The sequence below is a fragment of the Candidatus Bathyarchaeota archaeon genome (assembly GCA_026014805.1).
In the GTDB taxonomy this organism is placed as follows: domain Archaea; phylum Thermoproteota; class Bathyarchaeia; order Bathyarchaeales; family SOJC01; genus JAGLZW01.
Window position 1 is genome coordinate 14,944 of sequence record JAOZHR010000022.1, and the last position, 18,687, is coordinate 33,630.

The window sequence follows — 18,687 nt, forward strand, 5'->3', positions numbered from 1 at the left end:
AGGGAACAACATGCACAGAAAATTTCACTTAAAAAGAGCTCCAACTTTCTTAATAATTCTACTCGTTTCAGCTTTTTTCGCAGCCTTGCCTACACCGAAAGTTTATGCTGAAGTCTCAATAAGTGAACTTTCTAAATACGAAGGGTTTGTCGGGGACCTTCTCAATTTAACTGGGCAAATTAATACAATAAATGGCACCTACGAAATTCTGTTCGATGGAACAACAGTCAAAAGCGGAAATGCAACATTAAGAACCGTAGAGGACGTATTTATAGTTCCAAACAGCACATTTGGCGTCCATCAGGTACAATTGCGAGACGTTCTTAATACCACAGAAAGCACCCCCCCTCTGAACTTCACCGTCAATACAAAATACGTTGTCAGGGCAATAACACCGCAAGCGCCAAAGCAGTTGCAGGAAGGTACAAACATGACTCTTTTAGCTGAGATCACGGGAGGAGACGCAGGCAAAACTACACGTGCGAACATAACTGTGCAGGACCCAGACAATATGACTTATTCATCACTCGAATTTCTCATGCGACCGGATCAACATGGTTATGTCAACATTAGCAAAATATACCCCGTAGACTTTGGAGCGGATGCCCATACTTTCTTCGTCGGTGTCTACAACATGTCACTAGTTGATACGCTTAATGCAACTCTTGCATCAGGAAACTTCACCATAGGATTGACAGATGCCGTGGAGTATCACAGGTTTCAAACAGTCTATATTCAAGCCGCAAATTACACTTCGACCGAGTTCTTAACGATTAAGATAACTCACCCTAACGGAACAGTTGAACTTACGCCAAGTAACGCGTCAGGACCTATTGGGATAATCACCGCAAACTGGACAATTCCCGCAAACGCTAGCATAGGGCTTTACAGAGTTGATGTAAAAGATACAAAACCGCTTGGGACTGAAAAACCAGTGGTGGACAGCCAAAATTTCACAGTTGTTTCGAAGTCCTTTGCTTGCGAGGTTAAAACGTTTAATTTAGACAAAGAGCCTGTGGAGGGCGTTCTGGTTGAGGCGTGGAACGTTACTAGCCCTCCAATCGTGAGAAATGAAACTACAAACGAAGAAGGAGTTACAGTTTTCCTTTTGGAAGCCGCGAATTATACTTTCAAGGCGTTTTGGAATGCCTCGGATGGACCTAAGGCAGAAGTAGGTGAAACATCATGGATAAGTTTAGCTGGAAACCTTACTGGAGGCTCAGCTGTGAACATTACGTGTTCCGTTGCTCACATCAAAGTAGCAGTCAAAGATGTAGAAGGAATGGTACTTCCCTTTGTCGGTATACGCGTAAACTTCACCTATGTCTCGAGATTAGCAGATATTCCCATAACCCCCACTCCACTCTTCTCTGAAACTGACATAACAGGTATAAGCATATTTCAAAACATGTTCACAAACGTTAGCTACACTATACAAGCAAATCGTTATAGCTACATATTCGACACAGCCACAATAAACCTTACATCCACGAGCTGGCTCAACATAACCTGCCCAGCATACGAGCTCATTATAAGCGTTTATGACAGAAACGGCTCGGCGTTGCAGGATGCACAAGTGAAGGTTTATGAATGGAGCATTGGGCTAAGCGGCTTGGTGGGAATAGAAAACACGGGGGCGAATGGAGAAGTTACTTTCAATTCTACTTTTGGAAAGTACACAGTGAATGTGTACAAGGACGAAATACTCTTAAACCAGACAACAATACTCCTTATAAACCAGCCAACTACTCTTGCAGTTTATTGCAAGCTCTACAATCTAACACTTGGCATTAATGTACTGGACTTTTTTGGACAAGGGACACCAAACGCAAACGTTACAATAGAACGTGAAGGAACCGTTCTTTTATCCTTAAATACTGGAGCAGGAGGAGGCGCACAATTTACAAACCTCGTCGGTGGCAACTACAGAATCTTTGTTTACATAGGCGAAAAGACATATGAAATCACTACACTTTATCTTCAAGAGTCGAGAACGATTACATTAAAAATAGGAGGAATCGTGTCAATCGGCGGTTTCATAACAGAAACAAGTCTTTTCATTACTGCAGTCTTCATGTTATTGCTGGTCGCTATTTTTCTGCTTGCCTTCATTTATCGTAGAGTCAAATCAACTCCCAAAAAGGAGTAGCGAATTGGAAAAGTTTATAATACTCAAATGCCTAAGCCATTTTCGTTGAAACGTGAAAACGTCCAAAATTGAATTTTGTATGAAACCACATTAAGGTAGTGTCTATGTTGGGTGAAGTAAAATATTGTTCCCCCCGATGTAATTTGTTCAAATGCGGAAAAAACGCTGTAATCTATAAAGGCAATGATGTCTGGTGTAGGTGGACCGATGAAAAATGCAACGTTGCAAATTGCAACTACGCAACGTGCATTAAACGAAGACTACTGCCGAGCGGTATATGTGGAGAAACCATAAAACGGAAAACAACCGAAAAACGGATGGAAGAAGTTGTTGGACCCCCTGTAAAGCTTCGCGGAAAAACTCTAAGAAAGGTGGGCGAGAAAGAAATTTTCTAAAACCCCCTCTACTGAGACATAAACAGTTAACATTAAACCTTAACCAACCGCAACATATGGCTAGGGTAGTCTCTTTGATCAAGCGAGTAACTTGTCTTGCAGGAGGAATCGGCGCCGCCAAATTTCTTCAAGGTCTCGTTAGAATATTACCACAAGAAAACATAACGATAATTGTCAACACCGGTGATGACATAGAACTTCACGGTTTACACATTTCCCCAGACCCCGACATCATAATGTACACTCTAGCAGGCATTGTGAATGAAGAGAAGGGATGGGGAATACAAAGCGACACGTTCAACTGCCTTAACATGTTTCAAAAATATGGGTTGGAAACATGGTTCAAGCTTGGCGACAAAGACCTTGCTACACACATTTACAGGACACAACTTCTGAAAAACGGCTTCTCCCTAGGCGAAGTTACACAGAAACTCTGCAAATCTCTTGGACTCAAAGTGAATATTCTACCTATGACCAACGGAAAAATTGCCCCACAAATACTTACAAATGTGGGTAAAATGCATTTTGAAGAATACCTTGTGCGAAGAGGGGCAAAAGATAAGGTTCTAGATGTGATTTTCGAAGGCGTCGAGTCGGCACATCCAACTCCAGGAGTTATTGAGTCTATACAAGATGCCAGTGGCATCATAGTATGTCCAAGCAACCCGATAGTAAGCATAGGTCCAATTCTAGCAGTCAAGAAAATCAGAGAGGCTTTGAAGGAAACCACAGCGAAAGTGGTCGCTATAAGCCCAATTGTTGGAGGTGGCACGATAAATGGACCTGCAGACAAATTGATGCGGGGGCTAGGGCTAAAGGCTTCAGCTTACTCTGTTGCTTTCCTATACCGCGACTTTCTTAATGTGTTCATATTGGACGAAGTTGACGAGGTAGAGAAAGAAAATATTGAAAGGCTTGGGATGAAGGCTATCGCAGCTAATACGATCATGCGCTCGTTAGAAGACAAGGTCGAATTGGCGAGACTAGCTTTGGACGCCATTGATCCCACCGCATACTAATCTGTGGAAACCCGCTTTATAACAGGTGGCCTAATTTTCTTCAAAATGCGGTATCCGCAGAAAGTGCATTTGACTCCTCCACCGCGTAGCTCCAACTCTTCAGTGGGCACTTTTGCCCCGCATCTTACGCACTCGTAAACAAGTCCGTCACCTGTTTTTTCAGACATCGTGTTTCGCTCTCTTTAACGATGGGTAGCTAATGTGCAATTTAAATCTATTGACTCTTCCTGAAATCCATTTTTCTGTGCAAATACAGATCGGACTTCTCTCAGTGATTATGGCCTCATTTAAGAACGAAATACATTATTTTTCATAGCTTTGTATGTTGATATTTTTGTTGATCTCGTGCAAAGATGTGTTTCGCAAGCGAAAAATCCAGACAAGAAATTAAAAGGTGTATTCTTATAGAGTAAGGATAGGACAAGTTAAAACGTCTAAAGAAAGTGACTTGGGATGTCGATTATAGAAATAATAACGAGAGCCCTTATGTTCAAGAATAATGAAATTCCCACAGCCTTTACAGAAGGAGAAAAACACGCGTTTCTTCCAAGAGGGTATGTTGAATTCGGAGAATTCGCAGAAACAGCTTTGAAGAGAGAATTAGAAGATGCGCACGCGCAATAGAAAATCAATTGAAGTTATTCTCAAATGCCGATTTGATGTCCCCATAGTTTTAGAGATTCAAGAAAGGGAGATGGATTACGCAATAAACATGATTCAGGGAAAGAAGTATCTTGAAGCGTTACTAAATTCGAAACAGAGAGGACGTTTCACAAAAATGGAAGAGAACTAAAATACGCGTACAAAGGTGTAGGTTATGAAGGGCAATTTGAAGGCTATTCTCAGAGGAAAGCTTTCGCCTGAGGAGCTTGCTTTAGTTTACAAATCTTATGATATCATTGGAGACATTGCTGTTATACGTGTTCCAGATAAACTGCTGCCGCTCAACGAAACGATTGCTGAGGCTTTGATGAGACAACACAAACATGTTAAAGCTGTTTGGCGACAGTCAAGCCCCGTTTTCGGGGATTTTAGATTGCGGAAGCTTGAATGGATTGCGGGGAAGAAGAAGACCGAGACTGTTTACAAAGAGCATGGGTGCCTGTTAAAAGTTGATGTAGGAAAATGTTATTTTTCTCCTCGACTTGGTTTTGAAAGAATGCGGATTGCCAACTTAGTTAGGGATAATGAAGTTGTTGTGAACATGTTTGCCGGCGTAGGTTGCTACTCGGTAATAATTGCTAAGCACTCGAAAGCTGCAAAGATCTATTCAATTGACATAAATCCCGTTGCAGTAAAATATATGCGGGAAAACGTTCTGCTGAATAAAATGGTTAACACGGTAATTCCTATAGAAGGAGACGCAAGAACAACAATTGAGGAGATGCTAAAAAATACAGCTGATAGAATTCTAATGCCGCTACCTGAAAAGGCGTACAAATACATCGACTCCGCATTCTTAGCGGTTAAGCTCCAAGGCGGCTGGATTCATTACTACAGTTTTGAACATGCGAAAAAAGAAGAAAATCCTATTGAGAAAGCAAAAACACAAGTTAGAGAAAAGCTAAAGCAACAAAACGTCAACTTCGAATTACCCTTCGGTCGTATAGTGCGACTAACGGGGCCCAACTGGTATCAAATAGCCATCGATATTCAAGTTAAAAAGTAATGTGCAATTATAGCTGTTGGATCAGAAGACGTCAAAGCCTTTTGGGGCCAGATAGACGTCTGTTTATGATGTTTATGCAGCCCAAAAGGGGGTTGTCTTCTTTCTCATTAATTCAACATACCCTTTCAGAACTTCAAGCTCCTCAGCTGTCAAGCGGTCTTGAAACTTTGTCAGCAGAGCTCTGGCGTGATTTTCTGGAACCCGAACATAAAGAACATCTTTTTCGTTAATATGGCGTCCAACAACAGGTTTATCCAGAGAAACAGCCACTTGCATACCAACTACAGCCTCAGAAACCGCCTTTCCCCGATCTTGAATCTGTATGATCTCTCCCACATCCTCCCCATCTTCTTTAACAAGGACAACCCTTGGTTCTATTCGGCCCGCTAGAACTTCCACTCCTACAATGGCAGGTTTCGCTTTTCTGAAAATGTATCCTAGCAATATTCGGATTTTGCCTGGCTTAGCGAGGCTGTCAAACTCTTCAAGAGATAGTTTGTCGCGTTCATTCTGTAGCCACTCCACAAACTCGTCTATTAGATGGTAGATTACGTTGTGTTGAAAGATTTTGACTCTCCGATCTTTAGCTTCTTCTTCAGCATCAGGCAATACTTTTACATTAAACGCTAAAATAGTTCCAAAAAGCGGCTCGTGCTCTTTTACAACGTTGGCTTCTACAACATCACGTTTCGACACATCGCCGACATCTGCTAGTCGTATAGGAATATTTTCCCGTTTCAAACTCTCTGCGATAGCTTCCAAAGAACCCAATGCATCAGTCTTCAACACAATACCTTCAACGTCTGTTGCAATCTTTACCTTCTCAACTTCCTCAGAGACCATCCTGACAAACTCTTCAATCCGTTCTTCCGAAGGTATAACATACAACGGAGCTCCAGCCAAGGCCGTATCTAAATCTGGGGCAGCTATCTTTATCCCCGATGCAGCAGAAACAGAATCCACCGAAGAAAACTTGTCGCGAGGATCCATTATTTCATCCAAAGACTTAGGCAAGAGAACCGCACGAACTTTCGTCACAATCGGCTTCCCCTTGCCTCCAATCACAATTGTATCTCCTTTCCGAAGAATCCCATCATAAACAACAGCATTAACAGTCATTCCAAGCCCCGCTTCTTCCATTACTTCCAAGATCGTTCCTTTCCCAGGGCCTTCCGTTACCTGCAGTTGTGTCTTAAGATACTGTTGCGTTAACCCCACAAGAACCGAAAGAAGTTCCGGAATTCCTTCCCCTGTTTTTGCGCTAACGGGCACAAGGGCAATTGTTCGCGTGAAATCTTTTATTCTATCGAAACGTTCAGACTGAAAGTCTAACGTGGAGAAAGTGCGCATAATTGTATAAAGACGATTGTCAAGGTCTTCGCGTACATAGCGGTCTTGGGACTGATAGGATTTCAAAAAGAGTTTTTTATGATGAGAAATCCATCCTGGTATGCGGTCAATTTTATTTACAGCAACCAGAAATGGCGTCTTTCTAGCCTTTAAAATGTCCAGAGACTCGTAGGTTTGGGTTTCAAAGCCCTTTAATACGTCAATTACTAGAATGGCGATATCGGCGGCGCCTCCGCCTCGCTTTCTAAGGTTAGCAAAAGCCTCATGTCCAGGAGTGTCAATTACCAGAAGACCGGGAATCTGAATTTTTCCCTTCAATCGATCTAGTAATGAACCACATATCTCCATAAGTGTGTCTAGAGGGAAGAAACTTGCGCCAATGTGTTGGGTTATGCCGCCTGCTTCGCGTGCTTGGACACTGCTTTTTCTAATATTGTCTAGCAAAAGAGTCTTTCCAGTGTCAACGTGTCCTAGCACGCAAACTATAGGTTGTCTTGTTGGCATAGTGTTTCCCAATATTGATTTTTTTCAGGCTCACTCTGAAAGCCTCATAAAAATGATGTCTCTTTGATATAAACTATTTTGCTTAACGATGTTTCTACAGCCACTTTTTAATGCAACTGTTCTCTAAACGAAAATCGTGATGATACTTTTTGTGGGTTGAGAAAAAAGACAAGATTTCGCTGTTTCTGCTCACTATGCAGCTAAGAAAGGTGTGGAAAATGTGCCTAGCTTTCTAAGCAGATGCGACGCCGGAAAGTTCTATATGTTCTAGAACCAAATGATGGCATCAAATCATGTGTTTTCTTCCCCATTGGCACAGATGCTGTTCGAGGAAATATCATGAAAGGCAATTTGGAGGATATTTGGAACGACGACGAAATGTTTTGGAAGCTTAGAACAAGAGAAAATTTTGAATCATCTGAAGTGGAAGAACGTTAGTTGGATGTGGAATCTGCAAAGATAAGCACATTTGCGGGGGTTGCCGCGCTCGTTCCTATAGCTATTTCAACGGCGACCTTGACGGTCCAGACATTACTTGTATTGATACTAAAGAAACTTGGGAAAGAATTGTCAGTGCTCTCTTAGTTACACCGATAACGTCTTAGCTCTAAGCTTTACCTTTTTCCTCTTTGCCGAAATATTTTGTCCATCTCAGTTTTCTTGAATCTCTACCCAGTTTCAAGCTGTTTTTGCGGCATTTGCTTGAACAGAACCATAGAATAGTGCCGTCATTTTTAACATACATTTGACCAACGCCTTGCTGAAATTCATGTCCACAGAAGGAGCATGGCCTTGATTTCGGCATTTGTAATGTCTCCAGTTTTCTCTTTTCAACGCCGCATTTTTCTTGCTTCGCGTTCCGTTTCTCTCAGCATCAATACATCTTCAACTCGAATGGGGCCTTTGACATTTCGAGTAATTATGCGCCCTTTGTCTTTGCCTTCGAGTATGCGCACTCGTACTTGTGTTATTTCACCGGTTGAGCTTGTGCGACCTATGACTTGGATGACTTCGGCAGGAATGTGTTCTAACCCTTCTGTTTTCTTCTCTTCTCTTCTGCTCATTTTACCGTTTGCCTCGTTGAAGTCCCTCGATTCTGCTGACTATTTCCTTGACGAGATTTGCAGCGTCTCCTTCTTTAAGAATACATACAGATGCAGATGGGACGTCGATGCCTACAGCTGCGCCTATTTTCTTTTTTGTCGGAACGAATATGAATGGAATTTTTCTTTCTTCGCAAAGGATGGGAAGATGGGCAACGACTTCTGGGGGTTCAACATCTTCCGCGATGACTACTAGTTTTGCAATGCCGCGTTCAATAGCTTTTGTTGTTTCGTTTGTTCCTTTTCTGACTTGGCCTGTTTGAGTTGCGATTTGCAGGGCTTCATAGGCCGCATCTGAGACTTCTGTTGGGGTTTCAAATTTTACATAGAATGGTTTGGACATTAGCCTTCACCCTTTTCATGTTGCAGAGCTTATTCAGCATCTCCCATTTATAAGGTTTAGTTATTTTGTGCGTATGGTAGTGCGGCTTAAAGCATATAAGTTTTGGACTAAATGGGGTGTTTTGGCGGTGTGTTGTGTTTCTTATCGAGTTTGAGAATTGCTTTCAGCAGATTTGTGAAAAGCTTTACTCCTGTAACGTTAACTATTGGAAGATTTACCCCTTTTTCAACTTCGTAAAATTTTTTGTATTTCGGAAATTCCGTATAACAGACTTGGCTGATTGGGAACTCACGCTTGGCTATTTCGTGTTCGAAAGCTTTTTCGTAAACTTCAGCGCATATAAGATGTCCGTCTATCCAAAACAAACGATTTATGCTATAGGTTGATGCACACCAGATAAGATCGTCTAATGGGCGTTTGTCAAGTCCCAATACAACAACTTTCTTTGTAGGTGCGATTTTTACCGTCAAAATGCTTTTCTACTCCTTAAATGGTGTGTTTAGAACTTTCTTTACCTTTTTGCTGATTATAGGTCCGAGACCATGCACGTCTTTTGCCCAACCATCCACATTAATTAGAGCGTTTATGGGAGTTTGGTAAGATTTAAGAATAGCTAACGCTTTTTCGCGACCGATATTTGGAAGACTTGCAATGAGGTAAAGCTGTGCATCAGCCAACGTTGCGATTTTCTTTGCAGCATGTACCACGGGAATCCGCTTTTCAATTATTTGTTCTTGTTTAGCAGCAGTGTACAGAAAGTCAACTGTTTCCTTATAGTTTGAAGTATGAACCAACGCAATTCCCTGTTTTGCCAAAGCAAACATGGCGCCCCAAACTGCTGACGGGTTGATGCGGGTGAACTTGTAAATTATCGGCAGATATCCCTCAAGCAGAACAATGGCGGTTGGATACAGTTCTTTTAACCCAAAAAGCTGGTCAAATAAGTAGCGGCGTGTTAGAGTATACACGAAGTCATGGACTGTTTTTCGCTCGACAGCGCAACGGTCTGAGAGAATATAATCGCCTTTTGGCAGCGGAAGGCTTTGAACTTTGGCTCCCCGTTCTACCAATCCTTTGACGATTTTTGAAGCGCTACTTGCTTCGCGGCTGTCAACTATTATCATAGGTTGCGGTTCTTTTTTCGGCTCTCTAATATACGGCACTAGTGTTTCGGTTCCAGACATTCTCTCAACTCAATTGTAAATAATAATCAAAAGTGTGTTCACTGACTAATAAAATGTTGAGAAGAATTAGTGTTGTGCTTTCTGTGAAAAAAGAAAAAAAAGAGGAGTTTACAGTTTTAAGGGCCTTTCTTTGTGATTTCCTTGATTACACCCGCAGCGACTGTAGTGCCCATGTCTCGCACCGCAAATCGTCCCAACTCTGGAAAGTCGTTGTAAGTCTCTACAGCGATTGGATGTAGAGGTTCCATACGGACAATGGCGCCGTCTCCTGTCTTTAGGAATGCTGGTTTTTCTTCAACTGTCTGACCGGTTCGAGGGTCAATTTTTTTGATGAGCTCGGTGAATCGACATGCGACTTGTCCTGTGTGGTAGTGAAGGACAGGTGTGTAGCCAGCTGCAACTGCGGTGGGATGGTAGATTACTATAATTTGTCCAATGAACTCTTTGGCGACGCTTGGTGGACTGTCTGGATGCCCGCATACGTCTCCTCGGTGCACGTCATTTCTTGATATGCCCCTCACGTTAAAGCCTATGTTATCTCCTGGCTCAGCTTTAGGGACCCTTGTGTGATGCGTTTCCATAGATTTAACTTCTGCCTTAACGTTCGATGGCATAAAGATAACGGCGTCACCTTCTTTTATGACTCCTGTCTCAACGCGTCCTACTGGTACTGTGCCTACACCTGTAATCGTGTAAATATCTTGCACTGGTAAACGTAAGGGTTTATCAAGTGGTTTTGGTGGAACGTCGAAACCGTCTAAAGCCTCAAAGAGTGTTGGTCCTTTGTACCAAGGCATTTTGTCGCTTTTCTCGACTAAGTTGTCCCCTGTCCAGCCAGATGTTGGTACAAATGGGACTTTCTCAACTTTGAAGCCAACCATTTTAAGCATGCGACCGATCTCACTTTTGATTTCTTCGTAGCGCTCTTGGCTCCAGTTAACTGTTTGATCATCCATTTTGTTAACTGCTACTATCAGCTGATGACAACCTAGTGTGAAGGCTAGGAAGCCGTGTTCTCGTGTCTGTCCGCCTGGACCGATGCCCGCTTCGAATTCCCCCCTCTTCGCCGAAACAAACAGTATTGCAGCGTCAGATTGACTTGCACCTGTGACCATGTTTTTGACGAAGTCTCTGTGACCTGGAGCGTCAATGACTGTGAAGAAGTATTTCTTGGTTTCAAATTTGAGGAATCTGAGGTCGATAGTTAAGCCTCTCTCTCGTTCTTCTTTAAGGTTGTCGAGGACCCATGCAAACTTGAAAGTTTCTTTGCCCAATTTTCTTGCTTCTTCTTCGTAAGATTTCATTACCCTATCGTCGATGGCTCCGGCTTTATAGAGCAGGTGTCCAGTGGTTGTGGATTTTCCATGGTCAACGTGACCGATAATGATTAGGTTTAGGTGTGGTTTCTCTGATTTGCTCATTTTTTCTCCTCCATATATTGTTTTTACTTCCTCTAATTTATTGGTGAAATTCGATTTACACCACTGTTCTTTCGGCAATATTAAGTTTACTTTCTCACAACCAGCAACTCCAATAATATTTGCGAGTTGGGGGATGCCGAACAACACAAACGTTAGAAACCCACTTCTTTTAAATACATAGATATTGCTTTGCCTTTCTATGTGAAGGAGTAAAGGTGTAATGCCCACAAATTTGCCTCCGGAAGCGAAAAAGAAATGGGACGAGGCTTCGATGGTCAGAAACCCTGGAGAGAAGCTTCAACTCCTGCAAGAGTTTCTGAGCTTGGTTCCTAAACACAAGGGTACTGGAAGACTTCGTGCGCAAATTAAAACGAAAATGGCTACGTTGCGGAGAGAAGTAGAAGAGGCAAAACACAGAAAAGTCGGTGTGCGAGGACCGAAGTTTTTTATTGAGAAAGAAGGAGCTGCTCAGATTGTTGTTTTAGGGCAAACGAAAGTAGGGCGAAGTAGTCTTCTAGCTTCTGTTACAAACGCGAAGGTTGAAGTCTCTGATTATTTTTTCACGACACAGGAACCGGTTCCTGGTATGCTTCCTTTTGAAGACCTTCAAATTCAAATTGTTGAGGCCCCAGCAATGATTAGAGGTGCTGCAGAGGGAAAAGCGTGGGGACAAAAAACATTGGCGTTAGCGCGGAATGCTGATGGTTTAATTTTGATGGTTGACTTAGTCAAAGATCCTTGTGGGCAGTTTTCTTTTATCTTGAATGAACTTGACAACGTACGTATTCTTGTTAAAAGACCTAGTGCCAGGGTAGAAGTAGAACGGAGACATATGGGGGTTGGCCTAAGAATTTTCGTAATCGGCAAACTTGTCGATTGCACTCTCAAAGATGTTGAGACGTTGCTGAAGAGTTATAGAATTTCCAATGCCATTGTAAAAATATATGGCAATGCCACGCTTGACGATGTTGAAGACTCGATTTTTGAGAGCGTTGTGTTTCGTCCAGCAATCATAGTAGCAAATAAGTTCGATGTTGAAGGAGCCGTAGAAAGTTTGAGCAGATTGAAAAAGTTTGTTGGCGGTCGCCTTAATGTAATTCCAGTATCCTGCAAAACGGGGTTCGGATTGAAAAGGCTTGGTGTAGAACTGTTTAATTCGCTTGAAATAATCCGTGTTTATACTAAAGAGCCAAACAGCAAGAAGCCCTCTCCGGCACCATTTATTTTGAAGAAAAATTCTACAGTTGCGGAATTGGCGAAGCAGATTCATAGCGACTTTTATAGTCGCTTTTCTTTTGCAAAAGTGTGGTCGAAACGACTTCCATTTAGCCCTCAGAAGGTTGGTTTGTCTTTTGTTTTAGATGATAAGGATATTGTAGAAATGCATGTGCGATAGTTTATCTTGAAGCCATGGCGATTCTTTCCATTTCGTTATGTTTAGATACTGCGTAGCTTTTTATATCATTATTTGCTGCCAGAATAAGTTCTTCCGCTATGCATTCTTCTAGTGTGCGAGGATTACCAAAGGTTGATTTTCGAGCGCCTTCAGACAATAAACGAAGAGCAATGTCTACTCTTCTTTGCGGTGCGACGTCAACAGCCATGTGGTAAGCTGTACCGCCGTACCTGATTCTGGTTGTGTCTTCGCAGGGAGCAGAATTCTCAATGGCTTTTACGAGGACTTCAACTGGGTTTCTTCCCGTTTGCAGGTGGATAATTTCAAACGCGTTTTTCAACGTGTTTATTGCTCTTACTTTCTTACCCGCGTGTTTTCCTGGTCTCATTAAGTTATTTATGAATCTTTCAACAATGTTCACTGCTGCCTTGTGAAACCTGTGATGCTCATGTCTCCCCATGCTGTGGGGGACAAAGACTGGTGTAATAGAGACGTATTTTTTTAGACTAGGATCTTGTAGCTGAATTTCTTGAAAGCTCCATTTTCCGAAAAGCTTTATTTCCTGTGCTTGTTTGCTCATTTTTTGCCACTTTCTTTCAGCGCATTGGTTTCTCTTTTCTACCGTATACAAGTTCGTTTAGAGACACACCGTTGACCATGATGACTTTCCATCTTACACCTGGGATGTCGCCCATGCTTCCTCCTCGGGAGCCTCCGATGCCTTCAACTATCACTTCGTCATGTTCGTCTACTACGTTTAGGGCTCCGTCGCCTGGTAGAAAGGCTGTTATGGATCTGCCGTTCTTGATAAGTTGTGTTCTTACGCATTTCCTGATGGCGCTGTTGGGTTGTTTGCTTTCAATCCCAACTTTCTCTAGCACAATTCCCCGTGCCATAGGTGCACCTTGTAGAGGGTCGGCTTTGACATCTAGTCTAAGCATTCGCCGTTTGTAGTAGCGGTCGCTCCAACGGAACTTCTTCCTTTTCTTAACTAGCTGTCTTGCGGCGAATTCACCTGTTGGCGACTTTGAACCCATGCTTCAGATCATCTCGCTACGATAAACCACATTTCTAATATTTAAACTGTCATATGGAAGAATTTCGCTAATATAGGAAGTCTACTTTGGTTTCCTGTAGATTTTAACGCCGTCTCTTTCTGTGACATACTCGAATCCAGCCTCAATCAGTTCCCTGTCTTCCTTCACTCCAGTTGAAACACGTGTCGTGTAGTCGTCGGTTTCAAAGCTCACAAGCTGCGTGTAAAGTATAGTGTTGTTGATGTTCTTGTGCCCCAGTAGCTTCATTACGTGAAGGATGTCCTTCGTTTTGTGGTATTCCCTAGTCGCTTTCCAATGACGAAACGTGTGAAGATGGATCTGTATGATTCTTGGGTTTTTCAGTTTAAATGCAATTCTCTTACGCTGTGCATTTATGTTTCGCCGCATACTATCCAGCAGAGCCCCTTTTTTCTCTGCGCTGAAGATCCAGTTGCGAACAAGAGTCCGCAATTGCCTTCAAGACGAGTATTGTCGATAAAAAAAGTGCATGTGGAGCTGTCTTCACACTAAAACGCTTACTTGTTTGTTGCTAAAATCCCTAAGCAGATCTGCTTAATTCAGCTAACAGCGCACTTTTCAGCTTCTTCGGCTTAGTCTTCACTATATTGACATGTAGGGCTTCATGAAAACTGAGAAATTTCCTCAGTGTAGATACTAATTCAACAACAAAGTCTTCTTCAAAGCGTCCTTCCTCTAATACCAAAGAATTAACGATCATCGTTTTGTTCACCCTGTCCAATTTCGGATCAATTCTTCCAACAAATTTCGAACCACAAAGGATAGGCAAGACGTAGTAACCATATTGCCTCTTCTCCGGAATCTTATAGATTTCCCACGCGTAAGTGAAACCGAAAATTTCGGAGATCATTCTCCGGTTCCAGATGAGGTTATCAAGGGGGGAAATGAAATGAATTTTTTCTTCAATGGAAGAATCTTCTGCGACCTCGAGTGTGCCTAAATATCTTTCTAGAACGTAGTAGACATGCTTGACACCTTCTACTTTTACTGGACAGATCTTTCTATCCTTGACCATTTCTTCTATTGTTGCCTTGCGTTGTGGAGATTTTAATGTATGCCAGCCAAATCTCCAGTCACGTGTATCAACGAAACCGTAAGCCCTCATGTATTTCTCAATCATGAATCGGTCATATTCCTCTCTGGTAGGTATCTCAACGTTCAAGTTCTTAGGTAGGATGTGCTCCATCAAATCGTAGTATCGACGATTCCCATCCACGTGATGAATCATTACCTCTCCACAATCCCAAAGCAAGTTCAAAACACGTTTTGCAGCTTTGCGCCCCACTTTTTCAAAATCCTTTGCACACAATGGGCCATTAGCTTCGATAGTTGATAATACATGACGAACTACATCTTTAAGTTCTTCTCGCCTAGCTTTCAAACGTTCATAGAACGGCGAGTGAAACTCCATATAATTTCGCATTCGATAGTCAAAATATCGGAACTCCTCCATGGGAATGATTGATTTCTCGTTGCACCAATATTCGAACACAGCTTTGTCTTTGTAGAGTAACGTGTCTAAATATGAGAGCTTATAGTCGCTTACTCTGTTATAGAGAACTAGGTGATGGTTGCGGTGGACAACACGGACGGGATCAATTTGGACACATTCCAGCCGCCTGATTGCCTCCAACGTTCCATTTTTTCCTTCACCGTGCTGAAATCTCTGCCTAGTGATGAGAAATCTTCTCGCAGTCTCCTTTGAAACCGTCATCAGCTTCATCTTGTTCCCTTTCTGTCTTTGTTAACTCTTCGGAGTTGAACTCGTTGTCATGCCAATATTATACACATACGAATAAAAATGTCTGCAAAAGACCCTCAAAAAACCCCAGAGTTATTCTGTCAGTTGCAGCGCTATTTTTTCACCTGAACGACTATAAACCACCACGTTTTCTATTCCAGCAAATGGATATGCCACTATCATTATTATTCTACCAAAAGAATGGTTCAAATCTCCTACCGAAGGCTTTGCCACGCCTGACGGGTGCGAGTGAACACTTCCCATAAGCGAAAAGTCCATTGGAAGCATATATGCAGGAAAGCTTGAAAACCCTCTGCCATGAGTAGCCAACGGAGGAATTACAAGGTCTGTTATTTCAATTCTACCTCTTTTAGCCTTACCACGTAAAAGAAGAATCGTTTCCCGAGGATACACGGCTCTTGCACACTCTAAAATTGCATCTAGCAATTTCCGCCCAATCGCAACTTCCGCTATCATTACGACCAGCAAACCAAAAATATCTCATCCACATTTATATCCATCGCTTGAACATTTAAAAAGGCTGAGCAAAAATGTCTCCTTGGCGCCTGCTAAAACCCGAAACAGACAATGCCTTCGTTAACATGGCGGTTGACGAGGCCATACTGCGGGCGAGAATCGAAGAAAAAGTACCTAATACTTTACGTTTTTTTCGTTGGCGTCCTTCAGCCGTGTCTATTGGGCGTTTTCAGAACGTTTACGACGCAGTTGACTTGGAAAACTGCAGAATCCACGGCGTGGATGTGGTTAGGCGTATATCCGGAGGCGGCGCGGTTTATCATGACTCTGAAGACGAAATCACCTACAGTGTTATCGTGAAACAGGAGGATTTAGGAACGGATGACGTCGCAGAAGCGTACATCCAAATTTGCAGCGGACTAATTGAAGCAGCTCACATTCTAGGCGTAGACGCTGAATACAACAAAGGCAATGTCAAACAATGTCCTAACATAACCGTTAAAGAGCGGAAGATTTCTGGAAGCGCTCAGGCACATAAAAGAGGTGTAATTCTTCAACACGGTACTCTCTTGATGAACGTTGACTTGCAGAAAATGTTCACATTTCTCAAAGTTCCTTGGGCAAACACCCGTGGAGACTTGATAAATATTGCTACGAGAAAAATTACGTCGGTTGCAGATGAGTTAGGCAGCTGTGTAGCCGTCGACCGAGCTTGTGAAGCGTTGACCAGAGGATTTGAAAAAGTTCTCGGCATAAAGCTTGTAGAAGGCATCCTGACCGATTATGAGTTAAATCTTGCTCAGAGACTAGAAGAAGAAAAGCTTGCAACTTATGAGTGGAATTTTGAAGGTAAGACTAACCTCTTAAGCTCCAAACCAGTCAGTTAGCTTCGTATCTTGTTCCAACGTCATGTCCATTGGCTTAAAGGTTTGTTCAAGAGCCGTCGTTAAATTGCGGATATAATCCTCTGCATTAATCTCTGCCAAACTCCTTACATGACTAACGGGTTTCACTGTGAACGTTTTATCTCTGTAGTTGAAGGGCTTAACCTTTATGAAATGAACAGTGTCTCGGCGGCTTAGCTTTTCCCCAGCGTTAATGAGCTGTAAGGCACATTGATAAGGCTGAGGCATAATCTTTGTTGCACTGGCTCTTTCAACAGGATCATAATACAGTTGCACAGAATGGACAAGGTCTTCAAGTTCCACATCGCGTTCCCGCAGCTTCTTTATCGCGTTGTGGACTAGGGCAACAATTTCCTTTTTCGCCAAAGAATATTGTTCCATGCTCTTCACTTCGCTAAGCACTTTTACACAGTCGCGAAAAACTTGTTGAATGAATTTTGGTGCGTTGGATTTTATCGCTGTCAGGCCTTTCAAGTCGGGGATTCCGTTTTTTGTTATGCCTAAATATGATTTTTTTGCTTTTGACAATACGCAGAGAGCGTAGCGTTTTTCTATGGCCAAGTCAAGATTCAGCTTTTTTTTAACGGTGTCAATTAGGCTTTGCACCTGTCGCGGTGACGGTTTGTCTAGGAAAATGGAGTCGGTGTCGCCATAAGTTGGATGCATTCCGTTTTCTCTTGCAATTTTCCATGTAGTCTGCAGTGCCCATCGCCCATAGCCTGTTATGGATTCTGCAAGTGGGGGGCATGCAACTCCATGGATGCGAACGGTCACGCCATAGCTGGAAACACTTATCAGTTTAAGTAGCTTCGATGCAGCCTTTGCTAACTGTCTCTCCTGCTCTGAGATGGAAGTATCATTGGACAGGGGTTTGAACCAACGGATTCGGAGATCCTTCAATGCTCCTATCAGTAGCGAATAGAAGCCTTTCCGTTTCGTACAAACATGATGCTCTATTTCAGAAATTTTGTTGGCTTTGCATTCTTCGTGGGGACAATTAACTGTCTCGTATGAGAGGTTGTAGCTGTCTATACAGCTGGGGTATAGGCTCTCAAAATCGCAGACAACCGTGTCGAAATATATCCCTGCTTCTGGTTCAATTGTGAGGGCGCCAGGAACTTGGTGTGTTTCAAAGCCTCTTCGCAGTTCTTCGGATGTAGGGATGAGAACATTGTTGTTGCGAAGATGCGTGTAAATCATAGATTTTATCCAGTCGCTTACTCTTCGGCTAGCGTAAGCTTCTGGAATGGGAATATTGGCTATTCTTGCAAGCAAGAAAGCGAGGTAGATTTGTTCTGTAGCATCTTCCTGCCTTTTCTCACCACCCAACAGATCCATATTGATTTTTGGAACTGGTTGATGACAGAGGTTGAACCATTTCTCAATCTGTGCATATTTCGGCGGGGTTGTCTGTCTTTCTTGTGCAAAAGCTTTGTCAAATTTTTGTTTCAAGTCCCGCTGAACAGTTTTAGCCACTACAAAATTGTCCCCTTGTTGGATGTAGGGGGCGCCAAACACTAGACCATTGTCGTAAATGTAGCTTCGACTGTACTCGATTTCACTTTCCCAGACATTCCTAAACTGGTTAATTAGCTTCTTAAGGAATGTTGGAGTCCAAGCCCTTACTTTTGCGAGTTGCACTATTTCGTCAGTGAACAAGTTTAGTTTCTTAACAAGCTCCACTTCGCCTTGAATACTCGCTACTGCTTCTTCCTCTTCTTTTGACAAAGGACAAGTTGCCAAGAAGTAAGGTTTATACTTGCTAGTGCTAAACTCTCTAATTTCTCCGCTAGACGAATCATAAAACTCAAGCTTAATCTCTCGGTTTGTATCTGTGAACTTTACATTCCACAGGAATAGCATCTTGTTCCTAACAACTGTCTAAGATGTTCTTAATAAAAAACTCGTATGAAGAATGTTGCACTGCAGAAAAACAAAGTGCTTCTAACTCCTCC

22 protein-coding genes are annotated in these 18,687 nt (G+C 42.5%); 8 read left to right on the forward strand and 14 right to left on the reverse strand.

Annotation, left to right across the window (positions count from 1 at the left end; all coding sequences use genetic code 11):
* The first annotated feature begins 10 nt into the window (after positions 1-10).
* The 3 genes from NWE91_05220 to cofD all read left to right on the forward strand — a co-directional run bounded on the left by NWE91_05220 (position 11) and on the right by cofD (position 3,563).
* Positions 11-2,149: a hypothetical protein gene (locus tag NWE91_05220; GenBank protein MCW3985792.1), complete on the forward strand. Its 2,139-nt coding sequence runs from the start codon at positions 11-13 to the stop codon at positions 2,147-2,149.
* A 104-nt stretch (positions 2,150-2,253) separates the two neighbouring features.
* Positions 2,254-2,544, forward strand: a complete 291-nt coding sequence (locus tag NWE91_05225) for a hypothetical protein (protein ID MCW3985793.1) — start codon at positions 2,254-2,256, stop codon at positions 2,542-2,544.
* A 74-nt stretch (positions 2,545-2,618) separates the two neighbouring features.
* The gene (gene cofD / locus NWE91_05230; protein ID MCW3985794.1) at positions 2,619-3,563 is read left to right on the forward strand and encodes a 2-phospho-L-lactate transferase; all 945 of its coding nucleotides are present in this window, start codon (positions 2,619-2,621) and stop codon (positions 3,561-3,563) included.
* Here cofD and NWE91_05235 read toward each other — a convergent pair.
* Positions 3,560-3,730 carry a DNA-directed RNA polymerase subunit P gene (locus tag NWE91_05235; GenBank protein MCW3985795.1) on the reverse strand — a complete coding sequence of 57 codons (171 nt, stop codon included), beginning with the start codon at positions 3,728-3,730 and terminating at the stop codon, positions 3,560-3,562. The two genes, cofD and NWE91_05235, sit on opposite strands and share 4 nt — an antisense overlap.
* A gap of 286 nt (positions 3,731-4,016) precedes the next feature.
* Between NWE91_05235 and NWE91_05240 the strand changes: the two genes are divergently transcribed.
* Genes NWE91_05240 through NWE91_05250 form a run of 3 tightly spaced genes read left to right on the forward strand, consistent with a single transcriptional unit; the run spans position 4,017 to position 5,232 of the window.
* Positions 4,017-4,187, forward strand: coding sequence for a DNA mismatch repair protein MutT (locus tag NWE91_05240; protein MCW3985796.1), 171 nt, complete (start codon positions 4,017-4,019; stop codon positions 4,185-4,187).
* Positions 4,171-4,356, forward strand: coding sequence for a hypothetical protein (locus NWE91_05245; GenBank protein ID MCW3985797.1), 186 nt, complete (start codon positions 4,171-4,173; stop codon positions 4,354-4,356). Before NWE91_05240 ends, NWE91_05245 begins: the two co-directional genes overlap by 17 nt.
* A gap of 24 nt (positions 4,357-4,380) precedes the next feature.
* On the forward strand, positions 4,381-5,232 hold the full coding sequence (locus tag NWE91_05250) for a class I SAM-dependent methyltransferase family protein (protein MCW3985798.1): 852 nt from the start codon (positions 4,381-4,383) through the stop codon (positions 5,230-5,232).
* Between the two features lie 72 nt (positions 5,233-5,304).
* Here the strand turns inward: NWE91_05250 and infB are convergent, their stop codons facing one another.
* The 7 genes from infB to tuf form a co-directional block, all read right to left on the reverse strand.
* The gene (gene infB / locus NWE91_05255) at positions 5,305-7,086 is read right to left on the reverse strand and encodes a translation initiation factor IF-2 (protein ID MCW3985799.1); all 1,782 of its coding nucleotides are present in this window, start codon (positions 7,084-7,086) and stop codon (positions 5,305-5,307) included.
* 607 nt (positions 7,087-7,693) lie between these two features.
* Complete coding sequence (locus NWE91_05260; GenBank protein MCW3985800.1) at positions 7,694-7,891, reverse strand: 50S ribosomal protein L24e; 198 nt, start codon at positions 7,889-7,891, stop codon at positions 7,694-7,696.
* 25 nt (positions 7,892-7,916) lie between these two features.
* Entirely contained in the window at positions 7,917-8,150 is a 234-nt protein-coding gene (locus NWE91_05265; protein MCW3985801.1) for a 30S ribosomal protein S28e, read from the reverse strand.
* A 1-nt stretch (position 8,151) separates the two neighbouring features.
* On the reverse strand, positions 8,152-8,532 hold the full coding sequence (gene rpl7ae / locus NWE91_05270; GenBank protein ID MCW3985802.1) for a 50S ribosomal protein L7Ae: 381 nt from the start codon (positions 8,530-8,532) through the stop codon (positions 8,152-8,154).
* A gap of 107 nt (positions 8,533-8,639) precedes the next feature.
* Positions 8,640-9,002, reverse strand: a complete 363-nt coding sequence (locus NWE91_05275) for a hypothetical protein (GenBank protein MCW3985803.1) — start codon at positions 9,000-9,002, stop codon at positions 8,640-8,642.
* A gap of 9 nt (positions 9,003-9,011) precedes the next feature.
* Complete coding sequence (locus NWE91_05280; protein MCW3985804.1) at positions 9,012-9,716, reverse strand: hypothetical protein; 705 nt, start codon at positions 9,714-9,716, stop codon at positions 9,012-9,014.
* A gap of 116 nt (positions 9,717-9,832) precedes the next feature.
* On the reverse strand, positions 9,833-11,137 hold the full coding sequence (gene tuf / locus NWE91_05285) for a translation elongation factor EF-1 subunit alpha (GenBank protein ID MCW3985805.1): 1,305 nt from the start codon (positions 11,135-11,137) through the stop codon (positions 9,833-9,835).
* Positions 11,138-11,357: 220 nt separating this feature from the next.
* On the opposite strand from tuf, the gene NWE91_05290 reads away from it, so the two are divergent.
* Positions 11,358-12,533, forward strand: coding sequence for a 50S ribosome-binding GTPase (locus NWE91_05290; GenBank protein ID MCW3985806.1), 1,176 nt, complete (start codon positions 11,358-11,360; stop codon positions 12,531-12,533).
* 1 nt (position 12,534) lies between these two features.
* Here the strand turns inward: NWE91_05290 and NWE91_05295 are convergent, their stop codons facing one another.
* The 5 genes from NWE91_05295 to NWE91_05315 form a co-directional block, all read right to left on the reverse strand.
* Complete coding sequence (locus NWE91_05295) at positions 12,535-13,113, reverse strand: 30S ribosomal protein S7 (protein MCW3985807.1); 579 nt, start codon at positions 13,111-13,113, stop codon at positions 12,535-12,537.
* A gap of 16 nt (positions 13,114-13,129) precedes the next feature.
* On the reverse strand, positions 13,130-13,570 hold the full coding sequence (locus tag NWE91_05300) for a 30S ribosomal protein S12 (GenBank protein MCW3985808.1): 441 nt from the start codon (positions 13,568-13,570) through the stop codon (positions 13,130-13,132).
* 81 nt (positions 13,571-13,651) lie between these two features.
* Entirely contained in the window at positions 13,652-14,041 is a 390-nt protein-coding gene (locus NWE91_05305) for a tyrosine-type recombinase/integrase (GenBank protein MCW3985809.1), read from the reverse strand.
* Between the two features lie 88 nt (positions 14,042-14,129).
* A complete protein-coding gene (locus tag NWE91_05310) occupies positions 14,130-15,323 on the reverse strand; it encodes a winged helix DNA-binding domain-containing protein (GenBank protein ID MCW3985810.1) in 1,194 nt (397 codons plus the stop codon).
* 120 nt (positions 15,324-15,443) lie between these two features.
* Complete coding sequence (locus tag NWE91_05315) at positions 15,444-15,839, reverse strand: Mov34/MPN/PAD-1 family protein (protein ID MCW3985811.1); 396 nt, start codon at positions 15,837-15,839, stop codon at positions 15,444-15,446.
* A gap of 62 nt (positions 15,840-15,901) precedes the next feature.
* Between NWE91_05315 and NWE91_05320 the strand changes: the two genes are divergently transcribed.
* Positions 15,902-16,714, forward strand: a complete 813-nt coding sequence (locus NWE91_05320) for a lipoate--protein ligase family protein (protein MCW3985812.1) — start codon at positions 15,902-15,904, stop codon at positions 16,712-16,714.
* Here NWE91_05320 and NWE91_05325 read toward each other — a convergent pair.
* The gene (locus tag NWE91_05325) at positions 16,691-18,595 is read right to left on the reverse strand and encodes a hypothetical protein (GenBank protein MCW3985813.1); all 1,905 of its coding nucleotides are present in this window, start codon (positions 18,593-18,595) and stop codon (positions 16,691-16,693) included. The genes NWE91_05320 and NWE91_05325 overlap by 24 nt on opposite strands.
* Positions 18,596-18,687: the final 92 nt, after the last annotated feature.

Excerpts from the sequence above, each read along its gene's own strand:
- NWE91_05260 (MCW3985800.1), bottom strand. The coding sequence starts at position 7,891 with ATGCCGAAATCAAGGCCATGCTCCTTCTGTGGACATGAATTTCAGCAA.
- NWE91_05225 (MCW3985793.1), top strand. The coding sequence starts at position 2,254 with ATGTTGGGTGAAGTAAAATATTGTTCCCCCCGATGTAATTTGTTCAAA.
- NWE91_05325 (MCW3985813.1), bottom strand. The coding sequence starts at position 18,595 with ATGCTATTCCTGTGGAATGTAAAGTTCACAGATACAAACCGAGAGATT.
- infB (MCW3985799.1), bottom strand. The coding sequence starts at position 7,086 with ATGCCAACAAGACAACCTATAGTTTGCGTGCTAGGACACGTTGACACT.
- NWE91_05290 (MCW3985806.1), top strand. The coding sequence starts at position 11,358 with ATGCCCACAAATTTGCCTCCGGAAGCGAAAAAGAAATGGGACGAGGCT.
- NWE91_05250 (MCW3985798.1), top strand. The coding sequence starts at position 4,381 with ATGAAGGGCAATTTGAAGGCTATTCTCAGAGGAAAGCTTTCGCCTGAG.
- NWE91_05235 (MCW3985795.1), bottom strand. The coding sequence starts at position 3,730 with ATGTCTGAAAAAACAGGTGACGGACTTGTTTACGAGTGCGTAAGATGC.
- NWE91_05265 (MCW3985801.1), bottom strand. The coding sequence starts at position 8,150 with ATGAGCAGAAGAGAAGAGAAGAAAACAGAAGGGTTAGAACACATTCCT.
- tuf (MCW3985805.1), bottom strand. The coding sequence starts at position 11,137 with ATGAGCAAATCAGAGAAACCACACCTAAACCTAATCATTATCGGTCAC.
- NWE91_05310 (MCW3985810.1), bottom strand. The coding sequence starts at position 15,323 with ATGACGGTTTCAAAGGAGACTGCGAGAAGATTTCTCATCACTAGGCAG.
- NWE91_05220 (MCW3985792.1), top strand. The coding sequence starts at position 11 with ATGCACAGAAAATTTCACTTAAAAAGAGCTCCAACTTTCTTAATAATT.
- NWE91_05320 (MCW3985812.1), top strand. The coding sequence starts at position 15,902 with ATGTCTCCTTGGCGCCTGCTAAAACCCGAAACAGACAATGCCTTCGTT.
- NWE91_05280 (MCW3985804.1), bottom strand. The coding sequence starts at position 9,716 with ATGTCTGGAACCGAAACACTAGTGCCGTATATTAGAGAGCCGAAAAAA.
- NWE91_05295 (MCW3985807.1), bottom strand. The coding sequence starts at position 13,113 with ATGAGCAAACAAGCACAGGAAATAAAGCTTTTCGGAAAATGGAGCTTT.
- NWE91_05240 (MCW3985796.1), top strand. The coding sequence starts at position 4,017 with ATGTCGATTATAGAAATAATAACGAGAGCCCTTATGTTCAAGAATAAT.
- NWE91_05245 (MCW3985797.1), top strand. The coding sequence starts at position 4,171 with ATGCGCACGCGCAATAGAAAATCAATTGAAGTTATTCTCAAATGCCGA.
- NWE91_05300 (MCW3985808.1), bottom strand. The coding sequence starts at position 13,570 with ATGGGTTCAAAGTCGCCAACAGGTGAATTCGCCGCAAGACAGCTAGTT.
- rpl7ae (MCW3985802.1), bottom strand. The coding sequence starts at position 8,532 with ATGTCCAAACCATTCTATGTAAAATTTGAAACCCCAACAGAAGTCTCA.